Annotated in this window: 24 protein-coding genes; 10 read left to right on the plus strand and 14 right to left on the minus strand. The window is 64.1% G+C overall.

Annotated elements, in window-relative coordinates; all coding sequences use genetic code 11:
* The first annotated feature begins 25 nt into the window (after window positions 1-25).
* Entirely contained in the window at window positions 26-784 is a 759-nt protein-coding gene (locus JT720_RS09330; RefSeq protein ID WP_205480999.1) for an enoyl-CoA hydratase-related protein, read from the plus strand.
* Here JT720_RS09330 and JT720_RS09335 read toward each other — a convergent pair.
* From JT720_RS09335 to JT720_RS09345, 3 genes are read right to left on the minus strand one after another with little or no spacing between them, the layout of a single operon-like run.
* The gene (locus JT720_RS09335; RefSeq protein ID WP_205481001.1) at window positions 781-1,167 is read right to left on the minus strand and encodes a TadE/TadG family type IV pilus assembly protein; all 387 of its coding nucleotides are present in this window, start codon (window positions 1,165-1,167) and stop codon (window positions 781-783) included. The two genes, JT720_RS09330 and JT720_RS09335, sit on opposite strands and share 4 nt — an antisense overlap.
* On the minus strand, window positions 1,164-1,634 hold the full coding sequence (locus JT720_RS09340) for a TadE/TadG family type IV pilus assembly protein (RefSeq protein ID WP_205481002.1): 471 nt from the start codon (window positions 1,632-1,634) through the stop codon (window positions 1,164-1,166). Before JT720_RS09340 ends, JT720_RS09335 begins: the two co-directional genes overlap by 4 nt.
* On the minus strand, window positions 1,634-2,887 hold the full coding sequence (locus JT720_RS09345; protein ID WP_205481003.1) for a pilus assembly protein TadG-related protein: 1,254 nt from the start codon (window positions 2,885-2,887) through the stop codon (window positions 1,634-1,636). The genes JT720_RS09340 and JT720_RS09345 overlap by 1 nt, the downstream gene beginning before the upstream one ends.
* Window positions 2,888-3,120: 233 nt before the next feature.
* Between JT720_RS09345 and JT720_RS09350 the strand changes: the two genes are divergently transcribed.
* Both JT720_RS09350 and JT720_RS09355 read left to right on the plus strand, forming a co-directional pair.
* On the plus strand, window positions 3,121-4,323 hold the full coding sequence (locus JT720_RS09350; protein ID WP_205481004.1) for a toxic anion resistance protein: 1,203 nt from the start codon (window positions 3,121-3,123) through the stop codon (window positions 4,321-4,323).
* Entirely contained in the window at window positions 4,320-5,054 is a 735-nt protein-coding gene (locus tag JT720_RS09355; protein WP_205481005.1) for a hypothetical protein, read from the plus strand. The genes JT720_RS09350 and JT720_RS09355 overlap by 4 nt, the downstream gene beginning before the upstream one ends.
* Here JT720_RS09355 and JT720_RS14165 read toward each other — a convergent pair.
* The 6 genes from JT720_RS14165 to pgi form a co-directional block, all read right to left on the minus strand.
* A complete protein-coding gene (locus JT720_RS14165) occupies window positions 5,051-6,343 on the minus strand; it encodes a L,D-transpeptidase family protein (RefSeq protein ID WP_205481006.1) in 1,293 nt (430 codons plus the stop codon). The genes JT720_RS09355 and JT720_RS14165 overlap by 4 nt on opposite strands.
* 315 nt (window positions 6,344-6,658) lie before the next feature.
* Window positions 6,659-6,823, minus strand: coding sequence for a hypothetical protein (locus JT720_RS09365; RefSeq protein WP_205481007.1), 165 nt, complete (start codon window positions 6,821-6,823; stop codon window positions 6,659-6,661).
* A 1,105-nt stretch (window positions 6,824-7,928) separates the two neighbouring features.
* Window positions 7,929-9,083 carry a CaiB/BaiF CoA transferase family protein gene (locus tag JT720_RS09370; protein WP_205481008.1) on the minus strand — a complete coding sequence of 385 codons (1,155 nt, stop codon included), beginning with the start codon at window positions 9,081-9,083 and terminating at the stop codon, window positions 7,929-7,931.
* A gap of 127 nt (window positions 9,084-9,210) precedes the next feature.
* Entirely contained in the window at window positions 9,211-10,794 is a 1,584-nt protein-coding gene (locus JT720_RS09375) for an FAD-dependent oxidoreductase (protein WP_205481009.1), read from the minus strand.
* Window positions 10,795-10,911: 117 nt separating this feature from the next.
* On the minus strand, window positions 10,912-12,258 hold the full coding sequence (gene gorA / locus JT720_RS09380) for a glutathione-disulfide reductase (RefSeq protein WP_205481010.1): 1,347 nt from the start codon (window positions 12,256-12,258) through the stop codon (window positions 10,912-10,914).
* Window positions 12,255-13,760, minus strand: a complete 1,506-nt coding sequence (gene pgi, locus JT720_RS09385) for a glucose-6-phosphate isomerase (RefSeq protein WP_205481393.1) — start codon at window positions 13,758-13,760, stop codon at window positions 12,255-12,257. The genes gorA and pgi overlap by 4 nt, the downstream gene beginning before the upstream one ends.
* Window positions 13,761-13,860: 100 nt before the next feature.
* Here pgi and lepB point away from each other — a divergent pair, with 100 nt between their 5' ends.
* The 3 genes from lepB to era are packed head-to-tail and all read left to right on the plus strand — an operon-like array spanning window position 13,861 to window position 16,222.
* A complete protein-coding gene (lepB, locus tag JT720_RS09390; RefSeq protein WP_205481011.1) occupies window positions 13,861-14,664 on the plus strand; it encodes a signal peptidase I in 804 nt (267 codons plus the stop codon).
* A 2-nt stretch (window positions 14,665-14,666) separates the two neighbouring features.
* On the plus strand, window positions 14,667-15,332 hold the full coding sequence (gene rnc, locus JT720_RS09395) for a ribonuclease III (RefSeq protein ID WP_336511983.1): 666 nt from the start codon (window positions 14,667-14,669) through the stop codon (window positions 15,330-15,332).
* The gene (gene era, locus JT720_RS09400; protein ID WP_205481012.1) at window positions 15,329-16,222 is read left to right on the plus strand and encodes a GTPase Era; all 894 of its coding nucleotides are present in this window, start codon (window positions 15,329-15,331) and stop codon (window positions 16,220-16,222) included. Before rnc ends, era begins: the two co-directional genes overlap by 4 nt.
* Here the strand turns inward: era and JT720_RS09405 are convergent.
* Window positions 16,219-16,932: an NAD-dependent deacylase gene (locus JT720_RS09405; protein WP_205481013.1), complete on the minus strand. Its 714-nt coding sequence runs from the start codon at window positions 16,930-16,932 to the stop codon at window positions 16,219-16,221. The two genes, era and JT720_RS09405, sit on opposite strands and share 4 nt — an antisense overlap.
* 50 nt (window positions 16,933-16,982) lie before the next feature.
* Here JT720_RS09405 and JT720_RS09410 point away from each other — a divergent pair, with 50 nt between their 5' ends.
* Genes JT720_RS09410 through nth form a run of 4 tightly spaced genes read left to right on the plus strand, consistent with a single transcriptional unit; the run spans window position 16,983 to window position 19,563 of the window.
* Window positions 16,983-17,390, plus strand: coding sequence for an acyl-CoA thioesterase (locus JT720_RS09410; RefSeq protein ID WP_205481014.1), 408 nt, complete (start codon window positions 16,983-16,985; stop codon window positions 17,388-17,390).
* The gene (locus JT720_RS09415) at window positions 17,387-18,145 is read left to right on the plus strand and encodes a DUF72 domain-containing protein (protein WP_205481015.1); all 759 of its coding nucleotides are present in this window, start codon (window positions 17,387-17,389) and stop codon (window positions 18,143-18,145) included. Before JT720_RS09410 ends, JT720_RS09415 begins: the two co-directional genes overlap by 4 nt.
* Before the next feature lie 21 nt (window positions 18,146-18,166).
* Window positions 18,167-18,877, plus strand: a complete 711-nt coding sequence (gene dapB / locus JT720_RS09420) for a 4-hydroxy-tetrahydrodipicolinate reductase (protein ID WP_205481016.1) — start codon at window positions 18,167-18,169, stop codon at window positions 18,875-18,877.
* Window positions 18,874-19,563 carry an endonuclease III gene (gene nth / locus JT720_RS09425; RefSeq protein ID WP_205481017.1) on the plus strand — a complete coding sequence of 230 codons (690 nt, stop codon included), beginning with the start codon at window positions 18,874-18,876 and terminating at the stop codon, window positions 19,561-19,563. The genes dapB and nth overlap by 4 nt, the downstream gene beginning before the upstream one ends.
* On the opposite strand, the gene alr is transcribed toward nth, so the two are convergent.
* The 4 genes from alr to JT720_RS09445 all read right to left on the minus strand — a co-directional run bounded on the left by alr (window position 19,519) and on the right by JT720_RS09445 (window position 24,476).
* Window positions 19,519-20,547: an alanine racemase gene (alr, locus tag JT720_RS09430; protein ID WP_205481018.1), complete on the minus strand. Its 1,029-nt coding sequence runs from the start codon at window positions 20,545-20,547 to the stop codon at window positions 19,519-19,521. The genes nth and alr overlap by 45 nt on opposite strands.
* An 85-nt stretch (window positions 20,548-20,632) precedes the next feature.
* Window positions 20,633-21,130, minus strand: coding sequence for a DUF2793 domain-containing protein (locus JT720_RS09435; protein ID WP_205481019.1), 498 nt, complete (start codon window positions 21,128-21,130; stop codon window positions 20,633-20,635).
* Window positions 21,131-21,144: 14 nt separating this feature from the next.
* Window positions 21,145-23,280, minus strand: coding sequence for a phage tail protein (locus JT720_RS09440; RefSeq protein ID WP_205481020.1), 2,136 nt, complete (start codon window positions 23,278-23,280; stop codon window positions 21,145-21,147).
* Between the two features lie 395 nt (window positions 23,281-23,675).
* On the minus strand, window positions 23,676-24,476 hold the full coding sequence (locus tag JT720_RS09445; RefSeq protein ID WP_205481021.1) for a DUF2163 domain-containing protein: 801 nt from the start codon (window positions 24,474-24,476) through the stop codon (window positions 23,676-23,678).
* Between the last annotated feature and the right edge of the window lie 2 nt (window positions 24,477-24,478).

Here is a 24,478-nt window from a genome sequence, read left to right on the forward strand (position 1 = left end):
TTAGCGGCTGGGCACAAGGGCGTCCATGACCGAGCATGTCCTAGTGGAGCGGCGAGGGCCGCACCTTGCGCTGACGATGAACCGGCCGGAGCGGCGCAACGCGATCACGGTCGCCATGTATGCAGCGCTGGCAGACGCGATGGAGCAGGCCGCCGGGGACGAGTCGATCCGCGTCATCACGCTCGAGGGCGCGGGCGTGGACTTCACCGGCGGCAACGATCTTGCCGATTTCATGAACGCGCTTCCTCAGGACGGAGGCGACATCCCGGTGTGGCGCCTGCTGCGGGCGCTCGCCGTCAATCAGGTGCCGCTGATTGCGGCCGTGCACGGCAATGCGGTGGGGATCGGGACCACCATGCTGTTCCATTGCGACCTGGTGGTCGCGGAAGAAGGCAGCCGGTTCGTGATGCCGTTCACGGACCTCGGCCTGGTGCCGGAGGCGGCGAGTTCGCTGATCCTGCCTCAGCTGGCCGGACGTCGCGTCGCGGCCAAGCACCTCCTGCTGGGCGAACCGTTCGGGGTGGAGGAAGCCGAGCGCTACGGTCTGGTCAGCCATCGCGCGGGCGCGGGTGAACTGGCAGTCACCCTGGAGCGGGTCGTGCAATCGCTGCTCGCCAAGCCGGCGCAAGCGGTCCGGCTGACCCAGCGGCTGCTGCGCGGCCATTCGCAGGACCATGTGCTGGAGCGCATGAACTGGGAGAACGGACACTTCTCCGAACGCCTGACCTCCGACGAGGTCAGGCAGGCGATCATGGCCTTCTTCGCAAAGCGCGCCAGCGCCTAGGTCGTGAGGTAAGCGGTCTTCTGCCGAGTCAGCGTGACCGGCGGCAAGCTGAAGAACAGCAAGTTCGGGGTCATCGTGTAGGTGATCTGCAGATTGACCGTGCCGCCGGTGAGCGGGCGTACCGGATCGCTGATCGTGAAGGTGCCGTAACCCATCTTGAACAGCTTGTCCGTCATGCGCTGCTTGATTTGCGCGTCGGTCGGAGACGGCCAGATCGTGGCGAAGCGCGCGCCTTCACCCAGCGCGTGCTGCATGCCGGCGTCAGAGCCGAACAGCACGCCGAACTGGAAGATGCCCCACATCATCGTGACGAGGACCGGGAACGCCAGTGCGAACTCGGTCGCCGATGCACCCTCTTCGTTGCGGCGGAGTTTACGGATCATTGGATCCTCACCGTGGCTGCGCCGGTCAGCGTGTAGGTGTTCGCTGTCCGGTTGTGGAATTTGTAATTGAAGAACGGTGTGTAGGTCTTGGTGATGCTGACCGACATGTAACGCGCGTAGTTGGTGCAGGTCGTATAGTACGTCGAGTTCCGGGTACCGTTGCACTCCAGCCAGAAGTCAGTTGTGACGTTCGTATCCGGAACGCCAGCCGCCGATGCCGCTTCCGTCTTCAGGGCACCCATGGTGGTGGTGTTCCCCGTGGTGTTCATGCTGAGGATGGCGCGGCCGTTCATCACCTTCTCGACCGCCCTTTGCGCGGCCTGCTCCAGCCGCAGCTTTTCGGAGAAGCCATTGCTGAGATCGATGATGCCGATGGTCAGCACGGCCAGGATCGGGGCCGCGAGGGCCAACTCGATCACCGAGGTGCCGCGCTCGTCCGAGCGGAGGCTAGTGATGCGGTGCGCCATCAGCCCACGAGCCTCACATGGTGGCCGGTAATATCCGGCGTTCCGCTGTTCGCGGGGCAGTTGTTCAGCAGCTTGGAGTTGCCCATGAAGGTCACGCGGCGGACGACCAGCTGCACGCAGTTGAACACCAGGCCGGCCGTTCCCGTATATTCCACTTGGGAGTTGGGGAAGTAAAAGGCCCCTTGCAGAGTCGACTGGCTATTGCCGTTGATCTTGCTGGTGGTCTGGGGTGCACCGCGGTTCTGGTAGAACAGGATGCCCTGGTACGGCTGACCCTCCGTGGGCGCACTTAGGTCGAGCTCCGCGCCGCCGTTGATGTCGACGGTTCCGGTTCCCGACGCCGGATCATCGGTCAGAACGAACGTGCAGCCGGTGCACTTGATGTGCGCGCTTGAGTTCACGTTCATGTCGCCCTTGATCACGTAGACGCCAGGGCTGAACGTCACGTCTCCCTTGAGTGTGAGGTTATTGAAGCAGGTCGGCGTGGTGCCGTCGGACTGCTTCGCATTGATCGTCGTGACGCTGTTGGGACTATCGCTGAAGTTGTTGCAGCCGGAGTTGGGGATCGGCGGCGGATCGATGTCGGCGAAGGGATCCGGCTGCGGCAGCGTGAACGGCATCAGGGTCGTGCCGCTGGCCCAGTTGTCGGTGCTGTCCAAACCACCCACAGCGGCGATCGGGGTTGCCTTCACCTGCGAACTGCCGAAAGCGATTGCCGCGTCCATCGATACCGAATTGGTGATCATGCCGCAGCCGAAGTCGACGTTCGTGTTACCGCCCGCAGTGATGCCCGTGGAGCTGGTGTTCTCCAGGCTGACAACGCAGTATTCGCCCGTCTCGATACCGCCGGCGATGGCCGTCGCCTCGATCAGCGGCGCTGTCGACATGAAGAATTTGGAGAACGGCAAAGCCTGGCGAACGGCTAGCGTGACCTGCACCGGCCGATCCCAGTTGGCTGCGTCAGCCAATGGCGTGACGATCGGATAGCCGGTGGCGAATGCGATACCGGTGCGGCTGTTCTTGGCGAGGTCGTTGGTGACCGCCGTGTTGAGATTCTGGCTTGCGAACCGTGCGTAGACGCCGGCGAGCGCCGCGCTATCCGCTTGGCGCTGTAGCTGCCGCTTCCACAAGCTCCACTGAATGGTGTCGTTCGCAAGGCCGGCGAAGCCGATCAGCAACGGCATTCCCAGCGCCGCGATAATGAGGGCATTGCCCCGCTCGTTGCGAAAAAGCTTCTTCAGAAAGCTCTTCATCCGCGTCTCGCTCCCACTGCAGGCAGGCGTCCCCGCTTGCTTCAGGTGCCGGATTACGCGGGTTACGGTGAGCAAATGCTTCAGGAACAGGGTTAACGAAAGCTTCCCCACAAGTTCGAAGGCATCCGGAGCGCTTCTTGCAGGCTGCTGTTATATACCTATAATACAGCTGCGACGCTTGCGCGGAGGATGGCTGGTGGCCATCTTGCCGCTCTGAGCGAAAGGGAGTGAGAATGGCCACGACGACCACCGCGACGGAGACCAGGCTGAAGCTCGATCCGCCCGACGTCCTTCAGCCCGTTGCCCCGGCCGAGGCAGCCGGTCTCGTCCCCTTGAAGGACAAGGAGCGGGATCAGCTCGAGGAGCGGGTGGACTCCTTCGTGAACGACCTGGTTGCGCTCGATGCGAACAGCCCGGAGTTCGGCAAGAAGGTCGACCAGCTGACCGCCATGGGCCGCAAGGAGATTGCGGAGGCGGCGGGCGCCTCCAATCGCTTCCTCGACCGGCCGGTCAAGGCGATCGACAGCGACACGGGGATTGGCGCGGATCTGACGGAGCTGCGTCGGACGGTGGAGGCGCTCGACCCCAAGCGCAACGGCGCCATGAGCCCAGGCCGCAAGCTGTTCGGGCTGATTCCGTTCGGAAACAAGATCCAGAACTACTTCCGCCAATACCAGTCCTCGCAGACCCACATCGCGCAGATCCTGGCGCGGCTGCAGTCCGGCAAGGACGAACTGCTGATGGACAATGCGGCGATCGACACCGAGCGCGCCAACCTGTGGAAGACGATGCATCGCCTCGAGCAGATGATCCACATTTCCAAGGCGCTCGACGGCAAGCTGGAGGACAAGGCGAACGAGCTGGACGCGACCGAACCGGCCAAGGCCAAGGCGATCCGCGAAACGGCGCTGTTCTACACGCGGCAGCGCACCACCGACCTGCTGACGCAGATGGCGGTCACCGTGCAGGGCTACCTGGCGCTGGATCTGGTCAAGAAGAACAACGTCGAGCTGGTGAAGGGCGTCGATCGCGCGTCGACGACCACCGTTTCGGCGCTGAGGACTGCAGTGACGGTGGCACAGGCCCTCACCAACCAGCGGCTGGTGCTGGAGCAGATCGGGGCCCTCAACACCACCACCGCGGGCATGATCGATTCCACCGGCGAGATGCTTCGCACGCAGTCGGCCGCGATCCACGAGCAGGCGGCGAGCTCGACCATCCCGCTGGAGACGCTGCAGCGGGCATTCCAGAACATCTACGATACCATGGACTCGATCGACGCGTTCAAGCTGAAGGCGCTCGAGAACATGAAGCAGACGGTCAACACGCTGGGCAATGAAGTGGAGAAGTCGCGCGGCTATATCGCCCGGGCCGAGGGTGCCCAGCAGGGCCGGCTGGAAGGCCCATCTGTGCTCAGTCCGCTCGAGGTGAAGTGAGCACGGAGCTTACCCGCAAGGTCGAGCGCACGCTCGAGATGGTCGAGCGGGTGAACCGCTCGCTGGACGAGAAGGGCGGTGCGGTCGCGGCGCAGCGCCGCCGGGAGCGGGCAAGGGTAAATCGTGCCCTTGGCCGCCGGGTTGCCGCCATTGGGGTGGCCGTGGGAGTCATCTCCATCCTGACGATCATCGTCGGGCTGATCACCCCGATCGGCATCCTGGGCTTCCTGGCCGCCGTCGGCATCGCGATCGGGATCGCCGCGCTGCTCTTCTTCTGGCCGGGCGACGACGCCACCCCGACCGTGCCGCAGGACGTACCGAATGGCGAGATGGTGCAGCGGTTCGACAGCTATCTCTACAAGACCCGCCGAGCCCTCCCCGCCCCTGCGCAGACCGTTGTCGATGGGATCAGCGCGGAGCTGGGCACCTTGAAGGCGACGCTGGAGCGGGTCGATCCGCTCGACCCCGATGCGCAGGATGCGCGGCGGTTGATGAGCGTCCACCTGCCGGGGCTGATCGAGCGCTACGTCAACGTCCCGCCGGCGTACCGCGGCGAACCGGACGCCGAAGGGCTAACCGTCGATCAGCGGCTGGTCGAAGGGCTCGGGGCTGCCCGATCGGCCTTGGGCGAAGTCGGCGAACGGCTCGCCAAGCGCGACATGGACGCATTCCAGACGCAGGGCCGCTTCATCCAGTCGCGCTACGGTGAGGGTGGCGCCCCCACGCTCTAGCTGGCGGACGCAACCCGCAGCTGCGGACCGAACATCTGCGGCATGGCCTGCGCGTCGAAACCGTACGGATCGCCCCGGAACACGACGCCATTGGGGCTAGGCGCCACCGTCAGGTAGGTCATGTAGATGGGCACGGGCCGTGGCAGCGGGATGACCTGCTCGGGCTGCGAGCTCGGCTGGACACCGCGCGGGAAGACCCAGGTGGCGAACCGGCGGTAATCCTGCAGCCGGACGCAGCCGTTGCTGATCCAGCGGTCGGTCAGGTTGAACTTCTCCTTGAGTGGCGTGTCATGGAGGTAGATGCCGAAGTCGTTCGGCATCTCGAACTTCATCTCGCCCATCGAATTCCACGGACCCGGCTTCTGGCGGACCAGGATAGTCGGCTCCTTGCGGGCCGACGCGATCGCCCGCCAGTTGATCGTCTTCGGGTCGACCCGTCGCGCGTTGGGACCCCAGTCGGACAGCACCTCGTAATGGAACTGCTGGAAGTAGGACGGCCCCATCTCCTTGACCTTCTTGGCGGTCATGCTGCGGATCAGGTCCGGCGGAACGTGCCAGTAAGGGTTCGCCTTGGCGTTGCGCATCAGCACGGCCATCATCGGCGTCTTGCTCTCCGGCGCGCCGACGATCACCTTCATGCCGTCCACAAGCCGGTCGCGCTGGAACAGGTACGTCTGGGCCGAGCCGCTATCCACCACAACATAGCGATCGAAGGTACCGGTGGTCGGCAAGCGCCAGGCCCGCTCCATGTTGATCGCGATCCGGCGCGCGTAATAGGTCGAGCCACGGTTCAGGGACGCGATGGTCGCCCGACCGGCAACTCCGTCGGGGTTCCCGAGGCCATGGACCTGCTGATAGGCGGAGACCAGCTGGGCGACCCGATCGTCGTAGCCCCCAGCCGCGGGCAGCCCGAGCCGCTGGCGCAGCGCCGCCACGCGCTTGCCGGTCGATCCGCGCTTCAGCGCCGGGCCGGCCGAGACCTTGACCTGCGGAAGCCTGCCCCAGCTTGCCTGATATTGCTGCAGCCCCCGTGCAAGGTCGAGGAACATGGGGTTCGGCTGGTTGCGGCGGGAGGCCGCGGGGTTGAAGATCCGGGCCAGCCAGTTCTGCGGCCGCTGCTTCTTGCGCGCCACGGTGCTCATCTGCGGATCGACGTAGACGAAGTCGATGCCCTGCTTGATGGTGCGCGGGACGGCAATGGGTTCATCGCCGCGCGGCTCGGCCGCCTGCGCGGGCGAAAGGGCGACGAGGCTCACCGCAGCAAGGCCGAACATCAGTCTAACGTGCACGCTCTCTGCGCCAGCTTTCGCGGCACACTCCCAGGTTGATCGCTATCGTCAACTCCCTTGCAACTGCCCGGTTGCGCGAAGCTGAACGCAGCGGCACTGGGTCCGCGCGCGAATGTTCACAATGTTCACGGTCACGCCAAGCCCCACCATGCTGCGCGGCTGGGCTGAGAAGGAACATGCGGTGAGCCGCGGTACGAATTGGAGCAGGCGAAATCCTACTGTTCAAGGGTGATGCGAACGTCCGCCGGGGGGAAGCAGAGATGCGCCATGGGCTCATTCCGGCTCAGCTCGCCTCGGGTGCTCCGCCCTACCTGCTCACCCAACTGACCGCTTCACCAGATAGGCGAAACCTATCAGAAGACCCCCGGCGAGCGCGAAAAGGAACACCTCCAGAAAGGTCACTTCAAAGCGCAGTTGTTCCTTAAACGAGAACATCAGGATCATCGAGAGAACTGCTACCCCATAGGACAGCACAGTCATCCTCCACATCCTTCGGAGCGCTGATAGATTGATCTTCATTCTCATCGATCCAGTTGTTCGCCGTTCGCGCGAACTGCCCTAGCTGACTTAGGTCGGGAGTGGGTGGAAAGCGGACGTTCGATCTCCCTCATCCGACGTATGTGGGGAGTTACTCTCCGCAGGAGAGATCCAATGTCTTCTCGTCGCTTGGAGTGAGTAGAAGCGGTCGGAACTGACTATCCTCAGGCATACGGAAGTACAGTTCGCCGGACCCATCTCGGAGGAACTCCACGCTGAACTTCTGGTGTGCCTCGGGCCCGCTCCTGTTTCCCGTCCAGCCGTCAAAGCTCATGCGGCCATCAGAAACTGTGAAGCGGCCATAGGTGTCCCCCCATCCGCTCGCTTTTATGAATGTACCGTCTGCCTGGATAATCAGCGGCCCTACGTCGCAAGGGTAGGGTCGCTCATCAATAAAGTGACCGGGTATACGAGCCAGCAACTCCTTCGCTGGCACTGGAGTCATCTGCCTAGTTGCCGACGGGAGTTCTTCCTTACCCTTCTCTGCCGCAGAACAGCTCACAAGCAGAACTGCAGCGAGACCTGCACCCAAACTGGCGCGAGTAATTCGGGCGAGCATAGGACGACCCTATCGGAGTGGTTAACGTCCGCAATAGGTCGATTTCAGACGTTCGGCCGGAATGTCGCGAATGGGTGGAAAGCGGACGCTACTGCCAACCCAAAATCCAGAGTTCCGTGGCCCGTTCGAAATTGCGTTTCAAGCGCCGACCGAGTGGTAGGTCTTCTGCCGGTTGAGCGGTAGGCGCTCGCTTGCGAACATCCCGGATGAGCAACTGCACCAGAGTTATGACAAGGGCCAAGATTGCGCTTAGCAGAACGAAGAGCATGACACCGCCAGTCCCGCCCAAAAGACCTCCGAGGACGCGATTACTGTTCGTTAGAATTGCTCCTCCGAGGGCACCAGCCGCAAAGACCAGTATCAAGGTCGTTAGGACCGGATGCCGCTCTCCGAACCATGGGCTGGCTGGCTTTTGTTCGCTCATTGAGGATGAATGGCTCGGCCACCGAATGTCGGCAATGGGTCGTAAGCGGACACCCTGGTCCTCGCTTACTCCACCTCCGCCAGCACCTCTTCGGTGTGCGCGCCGAGCCTAGGGGGTGGGCGATCCGCACCGGCGGGCTCTCCATCCAGCCGCAGGGGTGAGCCGACGAGGCGGAAGCTGTTCAGGTGCTGGACCATTTCGCGGTAGGCTGCTTGCGGGTCGGCGAGGGCCTGGCTGATTGTGTTGATTGGACCGGCGGGGATGCCGGCGGCGTCTAGCTCGGCGAACCAGTCGGCGGCGGGGCGTTCCTTGAGGCGCTGCTCGATCAGCGGGATGAGGTCGGCCCGGTTTGCGACGCGGGCGGCGTTGGTGGCGAAGCGCTCGTCCTGCGCCCATTCGGAGGCTCCCAGGATGGCGGCAAGGCGGGCGAACTGGCGATCGTTGCCGACGGCGATGATGAGGGGCTGATCGGCGCAGGCGAACGGCTGGTAGGGCACGATGTTGGGGTGAGTGTTGCCCTGTCGCGGCGGGTCCTGGCCCGACACCAGCGCGTTGCTTGCCTGGTTGGCGAGCATGGCAAGGCTGACGTCGAACAACGCGCTGTCGATGGTGGCGCCCTCCCCCGTTACGCCGCGGCGGACCAGGGCGGCAAGAATGGCGCTGGCGGTGTACATGCCGGTGAACAGGTCGACGACCGCCACGCCGACCCGCATCGGCTCGCCGCCGGGGGCGCCGTCGGGCTGGCCGGTGATGCTCATCAGCCCGCTCATGCCCTGAATGATGTAATCGTAGCCGGCGCGATCCGCGTACGGGCCATCCTGGCCGAAGCCCGTAATGCTGGCGTAGATCAGGCGGGGGTTGGCTGCTCGAAGAGTGGCGGCGTCCAGGCCGAACTTGCTGAGACCCCCGACCTTGAAGTTCTCGACGAGGACGTCGGATTTGGCGGCGAGGCGGCGCACGAGGTCAGCGCCTTCCGGCGTGCCTAGGTCGATGGCCGCGGAGCGCTTGCCGCGGTTGGCGGCGAGGAAATAGGCGGCGACGCGATCCTCGCCCTCACCGTGCCAGGGCGGGCCCCAGTGGCGGGTGTCGTCGCCGGCGCCCGGGCGCTCGATCTTGATGACGTCCGCACCGAGGTCGGCAAGGAGCTGGGTGCACCAGGGTCCGGCGAGGACACGGGAGAGGTCGAGGACGCGAATGCCTTCGAGGGGTTTGGTGCTCATCAGAACCGCTCACCCTGAGTAGTCACGGAGTGGCGTATCGAAGGGGTGTCCGCGCTCGCGAAGAGAGAAGCGGTGCTTCGATACGCCGCTGCGCGGCTACTCAGCATGAGCGGGTTGGGAGTATGCGTCACGCCCGCCGCCGCCAAGGCTTGCGGTCGGCCAGGATGGCCTGGGCCGCATTGTGTCCCGGCGCGCCCGTCACCCCGCCGCCGGGGTGCGCACCGGAGCCGCAGAGATACAGGCCCGCCAGCGGCATGCGGTAGTCGGCGGCGCCGACCATGGGCCGCGCGCTGAAGAGCTGGTCGAGACCCATCTTGCCGTGGAAGATGTCGCCGCCGATCAGGCCGAAGCGGCGCTCCAGGTCGAGGGGCGAGTGGATCTGGCGGCCAATGACCGAGGCGGCGAAACCCGGGGCATGGCTGTCGACCGTGGCGATGACGTGATCGGCGACCTTCTCGCGGACCTTGTCCCAGCTCTTGTTGCCCGGCAGCTGGTAGCGGAAGTGCTGGCAGAACAGGCTGGCGACATGCTTGCCCTTAGGCGCCAGACTGTCGTCCAGGGTGGAGGGCAGCAGCATCTCGATGATCGGCTGCTTGGACCAGCCGTCCCGCTTCGCATCGATGAAGGCGCGGTCCATGTAATCGAGGCTCGGCGCCATGATGATGCCGGCGGTGAGATGGTCGCCCTTCTCCGGCAGAACGGTGAAGCGGGGTAGCTCGGATAGCGCAACGTTCATGCGGAAGGTGGCGCTCTCGCATGACCAGTGGGTCATGTGCTGCTCTACCGCGCTCGGTACGGCTCCTTTCGGGATGAGCTTGTCGAACAGCAGCCGCGGATTGACTCCAGCGACAACACTTGCTGCGCGCCAAGCTTTGCCGCCAGCAACAACGCCAACGGCGCGGTCCCGCTCGACGATGACCTCTTCCACGGGTGAGTTGAGGACGATGTCGACGCCTGCCTCGCGCGCGGCGCGGGCCATGGCCTGGGTGATTGCGCCCATGCCGCCGATGGCGTGGCCCCAGGCGCCGGGCACTCCGGCCGCCTCGCCGAACAGATGGTGCAGGAGGACGTAGGCCGTACCCGGAGTATAGGGCGAGGCGAAGTTCCCCACCACGCCATCGAAGCCGAAGAGCGCCTTGGTGAGGTCACCCTTGAAGTGACGGTCGAGGATGTCGCCGGCCGATTTGGTGGCATATTCGTGGACGATGCGGATCTGGTCCGTCGATAGCCCGCGCATGTCGTTGGCGAGGCTGAGCATGGACGGCAGCCCGCGAACACCGGCCCCGGCCTCGGGCGGGCTCTTAAGGAGCCACTTCTGGATCAGGGGGACCACGGTCTCCAGTTCCGCCATGTAGCGGTCGTAGGCGTCCCCATCGGCAGCGTGGTGGCGCACGATCTCGCTCCGGGTCAGGCCATTGCGGCCGCCGAGGAGATAGTCGCCGTCGCCGGGAAGGAAGTTGTCGATCTTCCTGAGGACGACCTTGAGCCCATGCCGCTCCAGCTGCATGTCTCGGATGACCTTGGGCTGAAGCAGGCTCACGGTGTAGCTTGCCGCCGAGTTGCGGAAGCCCGGCAGGAACTCGTCCGTCACCGCGGCACCGCCAACGGTGCCCTGGGCTTCAAGGATGGCGACCTTGAGGCCCTTCTTCGCGAGATAATAGGCGCAGGTCAGGCCGTTGTGGCCGCCACCGATGATGATTGCGTCGTGCACTAGCTCCGCTTCCCCCCAACCCGCTCATGCTGAGTAGCCGCACGGGCGGCGTACCGAAGCACTGCCCTTCGATATGCGCCTGCGGCGCTACTCAGGGTGAGCAGAAGATCAATCCGTTTACCGCATCAGGACCAGTTCTTCGGCCATGGTCGGATGCAGCGCCACCGTGGCGTCGAAATCGGTCTTCTTCAACCGAGCTTTGACGGCAATCGCCGCGGCTTGGAGGATTTCCGGGGCGTCTGGCCCGATCATGTGCAGTCCAACCACCTCGTCGGAGGCCGCGTCGACCACGAGCTTGTACAGCGAGCGCTCGTTTCGGCCCGCCAGCACATTCTTCATCGCGCGGAAGTCGGACGTGAAGGTTCGAATGACGCCAAGCCTGTTCTTGGCCTGCGCCTCCGTTAGTCCCACCGCGCCGATCGGTGGATGGCTGAAGACCGCGCTCGGGATGCAGCCATAGTCTACGCGCTGAGGTTTGTTGCCGAAGAAGGTGTCCGCGAAGGCATGCCCCTCACGGATCGCGACAGGGGTGAGCTGGATGCGATCGGTGACGTCACCGACCGCGAAGATGGAGGGGACGCTCGATCGGTTGTCGGCATCCACCTTGATCGCGCCCCGCTCGGTCACCTCGACCCCGACCTCCTCGAGCCCAAGCTCCTCGGTGTTGGGCTGACGACCGATGGCGAACAGGACCTCGTCGGCTTCGATGTCGTCGCAGCCCTTCATGACGCAGCGAAGGGAGCCGTCCGGCTGCTTTTCGATCCGGTCGAAGCCGGAATTGAAGCGGAAGTCGATCCCCTTAGCCAAGCTGATCTTGACCAGGCGATCGACGATCTGCTCGTCATAGCCGCGCAGGATCGTATCGGAGCGGTTCACGATCGTGACGTGCGCTCCGAACTGGTGGAAGATGCCGGCGAACTCGTTGGCGATGTAACCGCCGCCGGCGATCACGACGCGCTTCGGCAAACGTTCGAGGTGGAAGACCTCGTTCGAGGTGATGATGTGCTCCACGCCCTCCAGCTTTGGAAGGGAAGGACGCGCACCGACAGCAATGAGTATCTTGCCCGCGGAAACCGTGCGGCCCGAGGCCAGACGCACCTGGTTGGGACCGACCAGGGTCGCGCGCTCCTTGAAGACGGTGACCTTGTGGTTGGCGAGTGTTTCTCCGTAAAGGCCCTCGAGCCGCGCCACCTCCCCAAGGACGTTGTCGCGCAGGACCGGCCAGTCGAACCGGCATTCCGGAACGTCCCAGCCGAACATGGCGGCATCGGCGATGTCCTCGGCGAAATGCGCGCCATAAACGAGCAGCTTCTTGGGCACGCAGCCGCGGATCACGCAGGTGCCGCCCATCTTGTGCTCTTCGGCCACCGCTACGCGAGCGCCATGCCCCGCGGCGATCCGCGATGCCCGAACACCTCCGGACCCACCACCAATCACGAACAGATCGAAGTCGAAATCGCTCATAGTCCAGCCTTCTCGACCAGTGCCCGGGTGGACGGATCGAAGCCGGCAAGCTGGTCGGGATCGTCGATGGCGTGGGCGATGCTCTTGCCGAGCTCGACGCCGAACTGGTCGAAGGGATTGATCCCCAGCAGCACCGCTTCGGCGAACGTCCGGTGCTCGTAGAAGGCGAGCAATGCTCCCAGGGTTCGAGGATCGAGTTGCTCCAACAGGAGCGTCATGGACGGGCGATCCCCGGGATAGTGGCGCGCCGGATCCTCGCTTGCACGACCGCTCATCAGGGCCGCGCCTTGCGCAAAGGCGTTGAGCAAGAGCTCGCGATGGTGGGCCGGGTCCTGATCATCGTCGCCCTCCGCGACCGCGACGAACTCGACCGGCACCAGTCGAGTGCCCTGGTGGAGAAGCTGGAAGACAGCATGCTGGGCATCGGTCCCGACACCACCCCAGACGATGGCGGAGCTGGGCCTGCCGAGCGGCTGACCGTCCACGGTCACCGACTTTCCGTTGGATTCCATAATGAGTTGCTGAAGGTAGTCGGGCAGCAGTCGCAAGCGCTCATCGTAGGCGAATACGGCCCGCGTCTCGCAACCGAGACGCTGAGAGTAGAACAGGTCGGAGAGCGCCGCCAGGAATGGGACATTGGCCGCGGGCTCGGCATGACGGAAGTGACGGTCCATCTCGGCCGCCCCTTCCAGCAGTTCCTCGAAAGCGGCGAAACCCAGCGCCAGCGCCGCCGGGAACCCGATCGCCGACCAGAGCGAGTAGCGGCCTCCCACGCTTTCGCTGAACGGAAGGATGCGCGTTTCGTCGATGCCGAACTCGAGCGCGTTCCCGGGCGAGGCCGTGACCGCGATCAACTTGCCATAGGGATCCTCGACACCTCCCTCCTGGAGCCAAGCGAGAGCCGCTTGGGCATTGCGCAGCGTCTCGGCCGTCGTGAAGGTCTTGGACGCAAGGACGACCAGGGTCGTGCCGGGATCAAGGTCCTGCACTGCGGCATCAAAGGCCTGCCCGTCGATGTTGGACAGGACGCCCACATTGTAGCGCTGTTCGCGTCGACCGAGCGCATCGACCAGCAGGGCGGGTCCGAGCGCCGATCCTCCGATCCCGATATGAAGGATGCCGGTGACGTCGCCGAAGGCTCCCGCCTCGACCGCGTCGATCAGGGACCGCATCCGGTGACGACGCTCGGCCGCGAGATGCACCGCTTCGGGCGCGCCGCTGCCACGTTCCGCGGCATGCTCGGCGGCGCGACCTTCGGTTCGGTTGATGATCTGACCCGTGAACAGCTGGTCCTGCGCCTCGGCGAGCCCTCCTTCGGCGAAAAGTCGGGCTGCCGAGTCGAGCACCGACCTACCCAGGTGGGTCTTCGAGAAGTCGAAGCGGATGCCGGCAACCTCACTCGCCAATCGACTGACACGCTCCGGATCTTGCGCGAACAGTTCGGTGATCGGAGTGGTTTCCGCCTCCGTGAGGATGGACCAGAGCGCTTCGGACAGAGGCATGGCGGCTACATAGTAGAGCGCCGTGCAAAAGCCAGCCTTCTGCCCGTGCACAGCCCGGGAGCGCTTGACCGCGGGCTGCGCAGCCGGGAGAAGCGCGCCGATGGCCACCACTACCGTTTCCGCAGCGAAGAAGCCCGGCAGCAGCATCAAGACATTGCTGCTGTTCCTGCTGTTCGCTTGGGTCCTGCGCAGCTTCATCGTGGCGCCGTTCAGCATCCCCTCGGGGTCGATGCTGCCGCGCCTGTTCATCGGCGACTATCTGATGGTCGCGAAATGGCCTTACGGATACAGCCGGGCCAGCTTTCTGTTCGGCTTCCCACCCATCAGCGGGCGGGTCTTCGGGAGCCTTCCGGAGCGGGGTGACGTGGTCGTCTTTCGCGGGCCCGAGGGGAACGACGTCATCAAGCGGGTGATTGGTCTCCCCGGTGATACCATCGCGACCGTCGATGGAATGCTGGTGCTGAATGGGAAACCGCTGCCTCGTGAGGCTCTGGGATCGTTCCCGATGCCAATCTCGCCCAACAGCCCCTGCCGGGTGGTGCCACCCGCGCGCGCCCAGATCGTCCAGAGCGGCGAGCAGCAGGTCTGCCTCTACGCCACCTATCGCGAAACATTGCCGAACGGCCACAGCTACACGGTGATCGACCAGGTCGAGCGTGCCGATGCCGACGAATTCGGACCGGTGCGGGTGCCGGATGGAACCGTGTTCGTGATGGGCGACAATCGGGACGACAGTGCCGACAGCCGATTTCCGCCGCCCTACGGCATGGGCTACGTTCCGGTGGAAAATCTAATCGGGCGGGCGCTGGTGACTTTCTGGTCGACCGACGGGAGCGCCGAATGGCTGAAGCCATGGACCTGGTTCACCGCGCTTCGACCCGACCGGATCGGCCGAGGTTTCTGACCGTGGCAGGAGGTGTTCGGGACTGGGTCAAACTGGCACTCGGCCATGACCCGAAGGACGTGAAGCTGTTCGAGCGCGCCTTGAGCCATGCGAGCGCTGGACGGGACAGCTACGAACGGCTGGAGTTCCTTGGCGATCGCGTCCTGGGGCTGGCCGTGGCCCGCTGGCTGTTCGAACGTTTCCCCGATGAGCCCGAAGGCAAGATGTCGCGGCGTTACAACGTGCTGGTCGCTCGTGAGACCTGCGCGGAGGTGGGTCGGGAACTGGGGGTTCCGGCGCAGATCATCCTGGGCAAGCAGGCCCGTGAAGATGGTGCGTCGTTCAGCGACAACGTCATTGGCGACGTCGTCGAGGCCTTGCTGGGAGCCCTGCTGATCGATGGCGGCATGGACCAGGCAGAAACGCTCGTTCGACGCGTCTGGGCGCCGTATCTAGACAGTCAGAAACGCGCTCCGCAACATCCCAAGTCCCAGCTGCAGGAAGTGGCCGCCGCCAAGGGCCTCAGGGCTCCCGAATATGAATTGTTGGGGCAATTTGGGGCGCACCATTCCCCCACGTTCCGGGTGAAGGTCGGCATTCGCGGCGCAGGGGCTGCAGAGGCGGAGGGGTCGAGCAAGCAGGAAGCGGAGACCGCCGCGGCCGCGGCATTGCTGGAGCAGATGCGATGACGCAGCGGTGCGGACTGGTAGCGGTGCTTGGCGCCCCGAACGCGGGAAAGTCCACGTTGGTGAATGCGCTGGTCGGCCAGAAGGTCGCGATCGTCAGCCCCAAGGCGCAGACCACGCGCGCGCGGCTGATGGGGATTGCAATTGAGGACCAGGCGCAGATCCTTCTGGTCGACACACCCGGCATCTTCGCCCCGCGGCGGCGCCTCGACCGCGCCATGGTTCAAGCGGCGTGGGAAGGTGCCGAAGACGCGGACCGCGTATTGCTCGTGATCGACGCCGCAGCGAAGGTCGGGGCCAGGGTCGAAGGTGTCCTCGAAGGCGTGGAGAGCCGCCCTGAACCCCGGATCCTGGTCCTGAACAAGGTCGACCTCGCCGAAAAGGAGCAACTGCTGGTCCTGGCCGCCGGGCTTGCGGAACGGCTTCAGCCCGAAGCGGTGTTCATGGTATCCGCGACGGACGGAGATGGCGTCGCGGATCTGAAGCGGCACCTGGCCAGTGTCATGCCGGAGGGACCTTGGCACTTCCCCGAGGACCAGCTCTCCGACGCCACCGATCGCATGGTGGCTGCCGAGCTGACCCGGGAGCAACTGTACCTGCAGCTTCATGCCGAGCTGCCGTATGCATCAGCCGTCGAGACGGAGAAATGGGAGGACCGGAAGGATGGCTCGACGGTCATCCACCAGCAGATCCTGATCGAACGCGACAGTCAGAAGGCGATCGTGCTGGGCAAGGGTGGCGCCAAGCTGAAGGCCATCGGCGCGGCGGCACGACAGGCGATCTCGGAGCACCTCGGCCGCAAGGTGCACTTGTTCCTGCACGTGAAGGTCAATCCGCGCTGGGACGAGGATCGCGGGCTGTACCGCGATATCGGTCTTGAGTGGACGGATTAGGTCAGCAGTTCCGCAACCCAGGCCGGCACCAGCTCCGAGGCACGCCCGAGCCGAGTCTCGTGGAAGAAGATGCTGCCTTGGCTCGGCTCCAGGTTGATCTCGAGGCAGCGGGCACCGCGGTAGCGCGCGGTCTGAACGAACCCGGCGGCGGGGTAGACCGCTCCTGACGTTCCGATCGATACGAACAGGTCGGCGGTCATGAGCGCCTCATCAATCCGTTCCATTTCGTAAGGCATCTCACCGAACCAGACGATGTCTGGGCGGACCTGTCCTGTTTGGCCGCATCCTGGGCAAACCGCAGGTTCGCCCATGGGTCCGCTCCAGGGGAAGCGCCTGTCGCAAGCAGTGCACCAGCCGCGCTTCAACTCGCCATGCATGTGGAGCAGCCGCCTTGCTCCGGCTCGTTCGTGGAGATCATCCACATTCTGGGTCACGATCAAGAGGTCGCCCGGCCACTGAGCGTCTAGCCTGGCGAGAGCATGATGTCCCGCGTTCGGCTCGACATTATCGAGCTTGGCCCGGCGCGCATCGTAGAATGCATGAACGAGAGCCGGGTCACGGCGGAACGCTTCCGGTGTCGCGACATCCTCGACACGGTGCCCTTCCCACAAACCATCAGGACCACGGAAGGTGGCTACGCCACTGTCCGCGGACATTCCGGCTCCAGTCAGGACGACAATGGAGCGATATCGTTCAAGCGACGCAACCATCCGCTAACCCGTTTGTTGACACTATTGTCAGCAGCCTGCACCCTGCCGACATGGGGCCTAACATGTACCGCCACGCCATCGGGATCATTCCAGCCGACATCGACCACATGGGTCATGTCAACAACAGCGTCTACCTGAAGTGGGTTCAGGAGGCGGTGGTCCGCTATTGGGAAAAGGTGGCGCCCGCCGATGCGGTTACCTCCCACCTCTGGGTCGCCCTGAAGCACGAGATCAGCTACCGACGACCCGCCTTTCTCGATGACACGGTGGTTGCCGACGTCATCGCCGAGCAGGTCCAGGGAGCGCGTGCATTCTTCACGACAGTGATCAAGCGGGGTGAGGATGTCATCGCCGAGGTGAAGAGCACCTGGTGCTGCCTCGATGCGGCTTCGCGTCGGCCAGCTCGTCTCGCGAGAGACGTCATCGCACGCTTCTTGCCACCTCTACCCGAGGCGTGAGCAGCGGTCGGATCCGCGTCGGCATCGGCGGGTGGACCTACCCTCCCTGGCGCGGTTCCTTCTACCCGCAGGGCCTGCCTCAGTCGCGAGAGTTGGAATATGCGTCGCGGCAGCTCGGCGCGATCGAGATCAACGCGACATTCTACGGCCGTCAGAGCCCATCCAGCTGGAAGGCGTGGGCCGCTGCTGTCCCCGACGATTTCCAGTTCGCGATCAAGGGAAGCCGCTTCTGCGTTACCCGTCCCAAGCTGGCGGACGCCGGCGAGGGGGTCGAGACGTTTCTCGCACAGGGCCTCGGTACCCTGCGGGAGAAGCTCGGACCCATTCTGTGGATGCTGGCAGCTCGACGGCAGTTTGATCGCGAGGATATCGCCGCTTTCCTGAGCGTGCTTCCAGAACGACTGGATGGCGTCCGCCTGCGGCACGTTATCGAGCCGCGGCACGAGAGCTTCCGTGACGAAGCTTTCTTCAAGCTCTGTCGCGATCATGACATCGCAGTGGTCTTCGGAGACGATGACGAGTTTCCATGCATCGACGCAGACACCGCGAGCTTCACCTATGCCCGGCTCCAGCGCATGCGTGAGGAGGTCGAAACCGGCTACGAGGAAGAGGCGCTGACCTCATTTGCGGCACGCGCCCGGCGCTCGGCAGATGCAGGGCGCGACGGGTACATCTTCATGATTAATGGCTCAAAGGTTCGAGCTCCGTCCGCGGCTCTCCGTTTGCAGGAGAAGCTCGGCATTGCACCAGCCTGAGGGCTGGGTCATCACGCGCGGATGCGCACCGACGAACAGCCAATCCGCCTGTCCCTGATCGCTCCGCACGGCAAGATGGGCCATGCGATCAGGGCGGCCGTCGATGAAGACCCCCGCTTCGCCATCGATCAGGATCATGCCGATATGCTGGTGGATTTCTCTTCCCCGGCAGCCCTGCCGTCCAGCCTCGATCGGGCTATTCGCGCAGCTGTCCCGATCCTGGTTGGGACGACGGGACTGGATGATCTTGCGTCCAGGAGGATTGAGGAGGCCGCTGAGAGTGTCGCTGTTCTGAGGGCCGCAAATACATCGGTCGGTGTCGCGCTCCTATCGGACCTGGTCGAGCGTGCCGCACGCGTGCTTGGAGCCGGATGGGACATCGAGGTGGTCGACATCCACCACCGACGCAAGGCGGACGCGCCGTCCGGAACGGCGTTGGTCCTCGGCGAAGCCGCGGCGCGCGGGCGGGATGCAATGCTCGAGGCGGAAGTGGGCCGAAGTGGAACCGGTCTGGCGAGAAAGGAAGGAGCAATCGGCTTCGCGGCCCTGCGCGGCGGAACAGCGGCGGGAGACCACGATGTGCTCTTCCTCGGGCCGGAAGAGCGGCTCGTTCTCTCCCATCGCGCGGAAAGCCGGATGATCTTCGCTCGCGGGGCGCTCGCCGCTGCCAGGTTCCTCCACGGCAAGCCTGCTGGACTCTACACCATGCGCGACGTCATCGCCGCAGCATGAAGAAGGCCGAAGTCTTCGAGTTCTACCGGCGCCTGGCCGAAGTCAATCCCGAGCCGCAGGGAGAGTTGGAGTGGACCAACCCGTACACCCTCCTCGTGGCGGTGGCACTCTCGGCCCAGGCGACGGACGTGAGCGTCAACCTCGCGACCCGCAAGCTGTTCAAGCTTGCCGAAACGCCCGACAAGATGATTGCGCTGGGTGAGGAGCGGCTGAAGGAGCAGATCAAGACCATCGGCCTGTTCAACACCAAGGCCAAGCACGTCATTGCCCTCTCGCGAAAGCTCCTGGACGAGTTTGGTGGAAACGTGCCCACGACACGCGACGAATTGCAGCAGCTGCCAGGCGTTGGTCGCAAGACAGCCAATGTCGTGCTTAATACCGCGTTCGGGCAGCCGACGATTGCTGTCGACACTCACCTGTTCCGCGTCTCGAACAGAACCGGGCTAGCGAGCGGCAAGACGCCCTTGGATGTCGAATTGAAGCTCGATCGGATCACGCCAGGGCTGTTCAAGCGACACGCGCACCACTGGCTGATCTTGCACGGCCGCTACGTCTGCAAAGCCAGACGACCCGATTGCTGGCGTTGTCCGGTCGTGGACCTGTGCCGCTACAAGCAGAAGAACCTGGTACCGCCCAAAGGATCAGTGCCAGTGGCGCTCGAACCGGTGACCGAGACCGGTCAGTAGCTCGTATTGGCTCTTGCCCGACTGCTCGGCCGCTCGCTCCAGCTCGAAGTCGAGGGAAATCCAGTCACCTTCCTTCAACCCCGGACGGGCGCCACAATCGAGCGCGACCAGGTCCATCGACACGCGGCCGAGCACGGGGAGAGCCGCGTCGTCGAACCTTGCGCTTCCGACCGACGAGAAGCCGCGCCAGTAGCCATCGGCGTAACCGATGTTCGCGATAGCTACTTGGGTCTCTTGTGCTGCAACGAAGGTGGCGCCGTATCCGCAGCTTTCCCCGGCAGGGATGGTACGTCGTTGAACAACCTGCGCCTCCAGTTGAACAACTGCCTCGATATGACCGCGTGCTTCCAGCCGGGGTATGCCGCCATAAAGCGAAAGACCGGGACGCACGAGATCGAACGCATAATCCGGCCCCAGCAGGATACCGGCGCTGTTTGCCAGGCTGTAGCGCTCAGCAGGGATGGCTGCAGCGGCGGCCCGGAATTGCCGAAGTTGTTTCCCGTTCAGCAGGTGATCCTCGTCGGCGCATGCGAGATGGCTATGAAGGGTGTGGATCCTAAGCCCGGCCAGAACACCGCCTTCCTCCGGCCGCAAGCCAAGACGGTTCATGCCAGTATCGATCATCACGTCACAGGGACGTTCCGGCGCTATCTGCTTCCAGCGAGCCACTTGGTCAGGCGTGTTCAAAACAGGCCTGCAACCGGGAACATCCCCGGAGCGCAGGTCATCCGGTCCGATACCATGCAGAACGGCCAGCGAGGCCTCAACCGGCAAGAGGCCAAGCTGCTCAGCCTCCCACCAAGTCGAGACGAAGAAGTCCCGACACCCCGCGGCCACGAGAACGGACACGACCTCTCGCGCTCCAAGCCCGTACCCGTCAGCTTTTACTGCGGCAGCGCACCTGACGCCCGCTCGAGCAGCCAGCCATTTCCAGTTCGTGGCAAGTGCGTCCTTGTTGCAAATCATTCTGAGCGGTTGATGCATCGGCGAGGCCCTAGCCCCGCTCTTGCCAACCGTCGAGAGAGTGCCTGATGCAGGGCTTCAGCACCGCGGCCTGCGTTTCCTACAGTTACGTGGCACTGATCAGTCCGTGCAGGCGCAAAGCATTGAGAATTTGCACGATCGAGCCCCTCGCCTGCTGATCAACGGTAGTGCCCGCAGTAGGGTCCGGGATCGCTGGGGCTCGCGAGCCGACAACCTTTTGTCCCCCGATAAGAACCGCGCTGGCCAAGACCTGGCCGGTGTCCCACTGCCCGCTGGCGTACCGCATCTTCAGCCCGCTTGACGTGGAAACCTCCATCCCCTCGAATGGCTCGACAAAGCGCCACCCACCATCGCTCCAAGCAGCTACAGCCCCGGGGTGATCGGCCCACGCTCCCGTGGGCGACGGACCCACGATGTAAGTCGCCCCGAGAGCCGGATCGGATGGCGGATCGTTCGCCGGACCACCCTTCACCACAGGCTGCACGATGGTATCTAGAATCTGGAGCGCTTCGTTGTGGAATAGCTCCTTCTGCGCCTGCCCCGGGAGGATGAAGGGAAGCGCTAATCGATTGGTCTCGTCCATGTTCGTATCTCCGATTAAAGCATAAAGGTCGCTGACACGGCTTCCGAGATGGCGCTGTCGCCGATCTGCTCGACGGAGCATGTCACCGATCCGGGTTCGAAGAGATCGAGGTCTGGTGGTCGCAGCGAGAGGATCGGCTCGCTGACCTCGAACAACCGTTCGCTTTGCGAACCCTGCAGTCGCACGCGATAACGTTCTGCCGATTCACCGAGCGGAGTCTCTGCATGATCCAGCCAAGACCAGCCTCGGCGACTCCGACGAACCCATCGGATTTGAACCGCCCCGTCTGGCAGTTGCTCGACCCGCAGATGCACTGGACTTGGTGGTCGAAGCGCCAGTCCAGTCGCCACATGGGCCTGCCAGGCTCCGGTATCGTCTCCTAATCCGCGCGACCCAACACGGACTTGGGTCGGGCTGCTGGCCGCCGGGACATGGATTGGCGCCAAGGCATTGGGGTCCAGCAGAACGAACCGCTCCCCAGCGACGTGTCGAGCAGAAGCATGCTCCGTGCCCTGCCTCCCCCGCAGCAAGCGACTGAGACGAAACCCGCCCTGCCCCAAGGGAAGGGCATGCCCGAACTGGATGAGCTCATCTCCGACCAGGGCCAGGTTGCGGCCAGAACCCAAGGAAGCATCATCACAGCTCTGGAGCCAGTCGGCATCCTCGACTTGAACGGTGAGTTCGTTCTTCAAGTCGAGAAGCGCGGACCCGGCTGGGGCGAGAGTGCCAAGCGCTACCCCGATCACCGCCTTCTTCGGCGCGCACGACTGTGTGCTGATTTCGCCGCCCTCGTCCACCTCAAGGGGGATCGGCCGCCATGGTGAGCTTCCTCCCGCGACAGCTGCATATACCGTGACCTGACCGTCTGCTGCACTGAAGTCATTCGGCAGTTCGAAGAGTTCAACGAGGCTGGGCTGGGCGGGGAGGTCCGCCTGGATGATTGAACGACCTCCATCGGCCGGAGCGACATCCCCGTTTTGCCGTTCGGCTCGCACCAACTCGACCGTGACCACGAAGCCTTCGAACACGGAGCGAACGACCCGCCACACCTCACTCGCACCCGAGACCTGCAGCCTGTCACCCAGAAGCAGGCTCGAGTAGGCCGGTGGAAGCCTCAAGATCATGCGCTGACGCTCACGCCAGTGCCGATCAAGCATCTGCTGGGTCAGCAGCTTGGCCGTGCCAGCCTCCATGACCGCGGGCAACTCGATGCGACGCTCGCGCCGGCCAACCCCTTCCGCCCTCAAGCGGCTCTGGCCGACCTGATAGTCTCTCGATGCATCATAGTAGGTGATTGCCAAGGCGCGGGGAGCATCCGCTTCGGCTCCGATGCTCATCTCGCTAGCGGGAGCCGGTGCAGTGTCAAAGGAGCAGCCCAGCTCCTCGGGCCGCACGACGATGGGACCGCCTTCGCCGATGCGCTGAATCTTGCCGCCAGTGACCACCAGATCGAGCCCACAGGTATCGACCAATGGCGTCACCGCTGAAGCAAGGTCATCACCATGCGACGCAAAGCCACAAACCGGCAAAGCGACATCAGCAACTGAGCTCCCCAGACCCGCTTCGTCGAGAAGGTCACCAACCGTGATCTCCTCGTCGGCGCCCTCGATCTCGAATGTCAGGGAGGGTATCCGATTGCCGTAGGTCGCAAGTTCGAGGCCCTCGAATACCGCAACGGCCAGGCCCCGGAACGCCGGCGCTCGGTCAACTCCCTCGATCGCCGCGATAAGCGGATCCACGGGTTGATCCTCCGTACCGGGATACAGGCGAAAGTCCGTCCGGACCTTGAAGTCTCCCTCGACACCCCGGAGCAGGGATCCTTCGGCCCAAATGCGTCGAACGCCCTTGATTCGCCGTGATGACAGAGCCACCGCAAAGTTCGCGGAGTAAGAGTAGCCGCCTGCATCTGCGGCTCGCTCCTGGATGTCCGTAGACCAGACGATCGTCCCCGCGGCTCTCATGGTGCCGTAGATCTTCGGGATGGCAGCACCGTAGCTCGAAGCCTGAACCGAGAGGTCTCCGAGCCGCGGCCCTCGTCTTCCGGAACCGAAGAAGCCTTGGTCAAGGGATTGACCGAGCATCGCTCCCAAGGCTCCGCCAAGGGGTCCACCGACAGCACTGCCGACAGCACCAAGCACAAGGGTGGCCATGGTTCATACTCCTGATCGACGATAGACGCCCAGCAGCGGCCAAGGAGGTTCCCCCGGAACCTCCACGATCCGTCGCAGCCCGGCGTCAGCGTGAATGAATGAGGCACCGCAGTGCACGGCCAAGTGGACTTGCTCAGCCGCCACTTGCAGCAACAGGATATCTCCCGCCTTCGCCGAGGGGGAAGTAACCTCACGAAAATGTGTCCGGAGGATGCGCTGCGCCAACTCGGAATGGCTCCCCCGCAGCCGGTAGTTGCGTGGGATCTCGTCCGCGGGCACGCCATGGACGTTCGCCACCACGCCGACGCAGTCCAGTCCCGTGCACGGATCCCGACCTTGAGGTCGGAATGGCACCCCGATCAGGCTGCGGGCTGCCGACACGGCCAGCGCCATCGTCAGCTTCCCGGGTAACGCGCTAGCAAGTCGTTGCCGGGAAGATGCGGCTCGCCCCGGAAGTTCGCCGCATTGCCGAACCGCTCTGCGCAGGTGGAAAAGCGTCGATCGCAGCCTTCTACGAGTTCGACCTGCGCCCCTGGGCGAATGTCCCCTGCCGCCACCTCACGCAACCGGACTACACTTCCATCGACGGAGATGATTGCACTCGAGAGACCGCAGTTCGTTCCGCTGAGGTAGCGCAAGCGTCCCCACCGGTAGGCGTCAGGGATCGGCTGATCCAACATGAGGCCTTCAGGATCGAGCCGCACAACCGCTGCACGCATGGATTGACCACGAAGATCGACCCGGCACGCCCGATCTCCCAGTGACGCCCTGCATTCCGGAGAGGTCACGGGGCATGCGGGAATGGAGAGCTTCGCAAGTGGCCCGGCGAGCTCCGCCCTGAACTCGCCATCCGCGAGCGAGACCTCTCCCAGTTCACCTTGGAAGAGATCGGTAAACTCGGTCTCGTCCGACCACGATACCGCAGTCAGTCGGGTCCGCGCACCGCGCCACCGACCCACGCGTAGGTCTTCCGTGCCAAGGCCGTCGTCTCCAACCGATCCATGCACTTCAGCCGGCTCATTCACGAGACCCGCGGACCGAGTAACGGCCGCCGGCGAAACCCCTTGGGAGGGTTGATGGAGGTCGCCGTTCACCACCAATGGGCGATCATGACTCGTGAGCGCAACGCCCGCACCATCGCGCCGCTCGAGCGTCCAGCAGAATGCCAGGGCGGACAATGTCTTTTCCGTGTCCATGG

It is taken from the genome of Sphingomonas arenae (assembly GCF_016924655.1).
In the GTDB taxonomy this organism is placed as follows: Bacteria; Pseudomonadota; Alphaproteobacteria; order Sphingomonadales; family Sphingomonadaceae; genus Sphingomicrobium; species Sphingomicrobium arenae.

Excerpts from the sequence above, each read along its gene's own strand:
- JT720_RS09330 (WP_205480999.1), top strand. The coding sequence starts at position 26 with ATGACCGAGCATGTCCTAGTGGAGCGGCGAGGGCCGCACCTTGCGCTG.
- JT720_RS09335 (WP_205481001.1), bottom strand. The coding sequence starts at position 1,167 with ATGATCCGTAAACTCCGCCGCAACGAAGAGGGTGCATCGGCGACCGAG.
- JT720_RS09340 (WP_205481002.1), bottom strand. The coding sequence starts at position 1,634 with ATGGCGCACCGCATCACTAGCCTCCGCTCGGACGAGCGCGGCACCTCG.
- JT720_RS09345 (WP_205481003.1), bottom strand. The coding sequence starts at position 2,887 with ATGAAGAGCTTTCTGAAGAAGCTTTTTCGCAACGAGCGGGGCAATGCC.
- JT720_RS09350 (WP_205481004.1), top strand. The coding sequence starts at position 3,121 with ATGGCCACGACGACCACCGCGACGGAGACCAGGCTGAAGCTCGATCCG.
- JT720_RS09365 (WP_205481007.1), bottom strand. The coding sequence starts at position 6,823 with ATGACTGTGCTGTCCTATGGGGTAGCAGTTCTCTCGATGATCCTGATG.
- JT720_RS09370 (WP_205481008.1), bottom strand. The coding sequence starts at position 9,083 with ATGAGCACCAAACCCCTCGAAGGCATTCGCGTCCTCGACCTCTCCCGT.
- gorA (WP_205481010.1), bottom strand. The coding sequence starts at position 12,258 with ATGAGCGATTTCGACTTCGATCTGTTCGTGATTGGTGGTGGGTCCGGA.
- pgi (WP_205481393.1), bottom strand. The coding sequence starts at position 13,760 with ATGCCTCTGTCCGAAGCGCTCTGGTCCATCCTCACGGAGGCGGAAACC.
- lepB (WP_205481011.1), top strand. The coding sequence starts at position 13,861 with ATGGCCACCACTACCGTTTCCGCAGCGAAGAAGCCCGGCAGCAGCATC.
- era (WP_205481012.1), top strand. The coding sequence starts at position 15,329 with ATGACGCAGCGGTGCGGACTGGTAGCGGTGCTTGGCGCCCCGAACGCG.
- JT720_RS09405 (WP_205481013.1), bottom strand. The coding sequence starts at position 16,932 with ATGGTTGCGTCGCTTGAACGATATCGCTCCATTGTCGTCCTGACTGGA.
- JT720_RS09410 (WP_205481014.1), top strand. The coding sequence starts at position 16,983 with ATGGGGCCTAACATGTACCGCCACGCCATCGGGATCATTCCAGCCGAC.
- dapB (WP_205481016.1), top strand. The coding sequence starts at position 18,167 with ATGCGCACCGACGAACAGCCAATCCGCCTGTCCCTGATCGCTCCGCAC.
- nth (WP_205481017.1), top strand. The coding sequence starts at position 18,874 with ATGAAGAAGGCCGAAGTCTTCGAGTTCTACCGGCGCCTGGCCGAAGTC.
- alr (WP_205481018.1), bottom strand. The coding sequence starts at position 20,547 with ATGCATCAACCGCTCAGAATGATTTGCAACAAGGACGCACTTGCCACG.
- JT720_RS09435 (WP_205481019.1), bottom strand. The coding sequence starts at position 21,130 with ATGGACGAGACCAATCGATTAGCGCTTCCCTTCATCCTCCCGGGGCAG.
- JT720_RS09440 (WP_205481020.1), bottom strand. The coding sequence starts at position 23,280 with ATGGCCACCCTTGTGCTTGGTGCTGTCGGCAGTGCTGTCGGTGGACCC.
- JT720_RS09445 (WP_205481021.1), bottom strand. The coding sequence starts at position 24,476 with ATGGACACGGAAAAGACATTGTCCGCCCTGGCATTCTGCTGGACGCTC.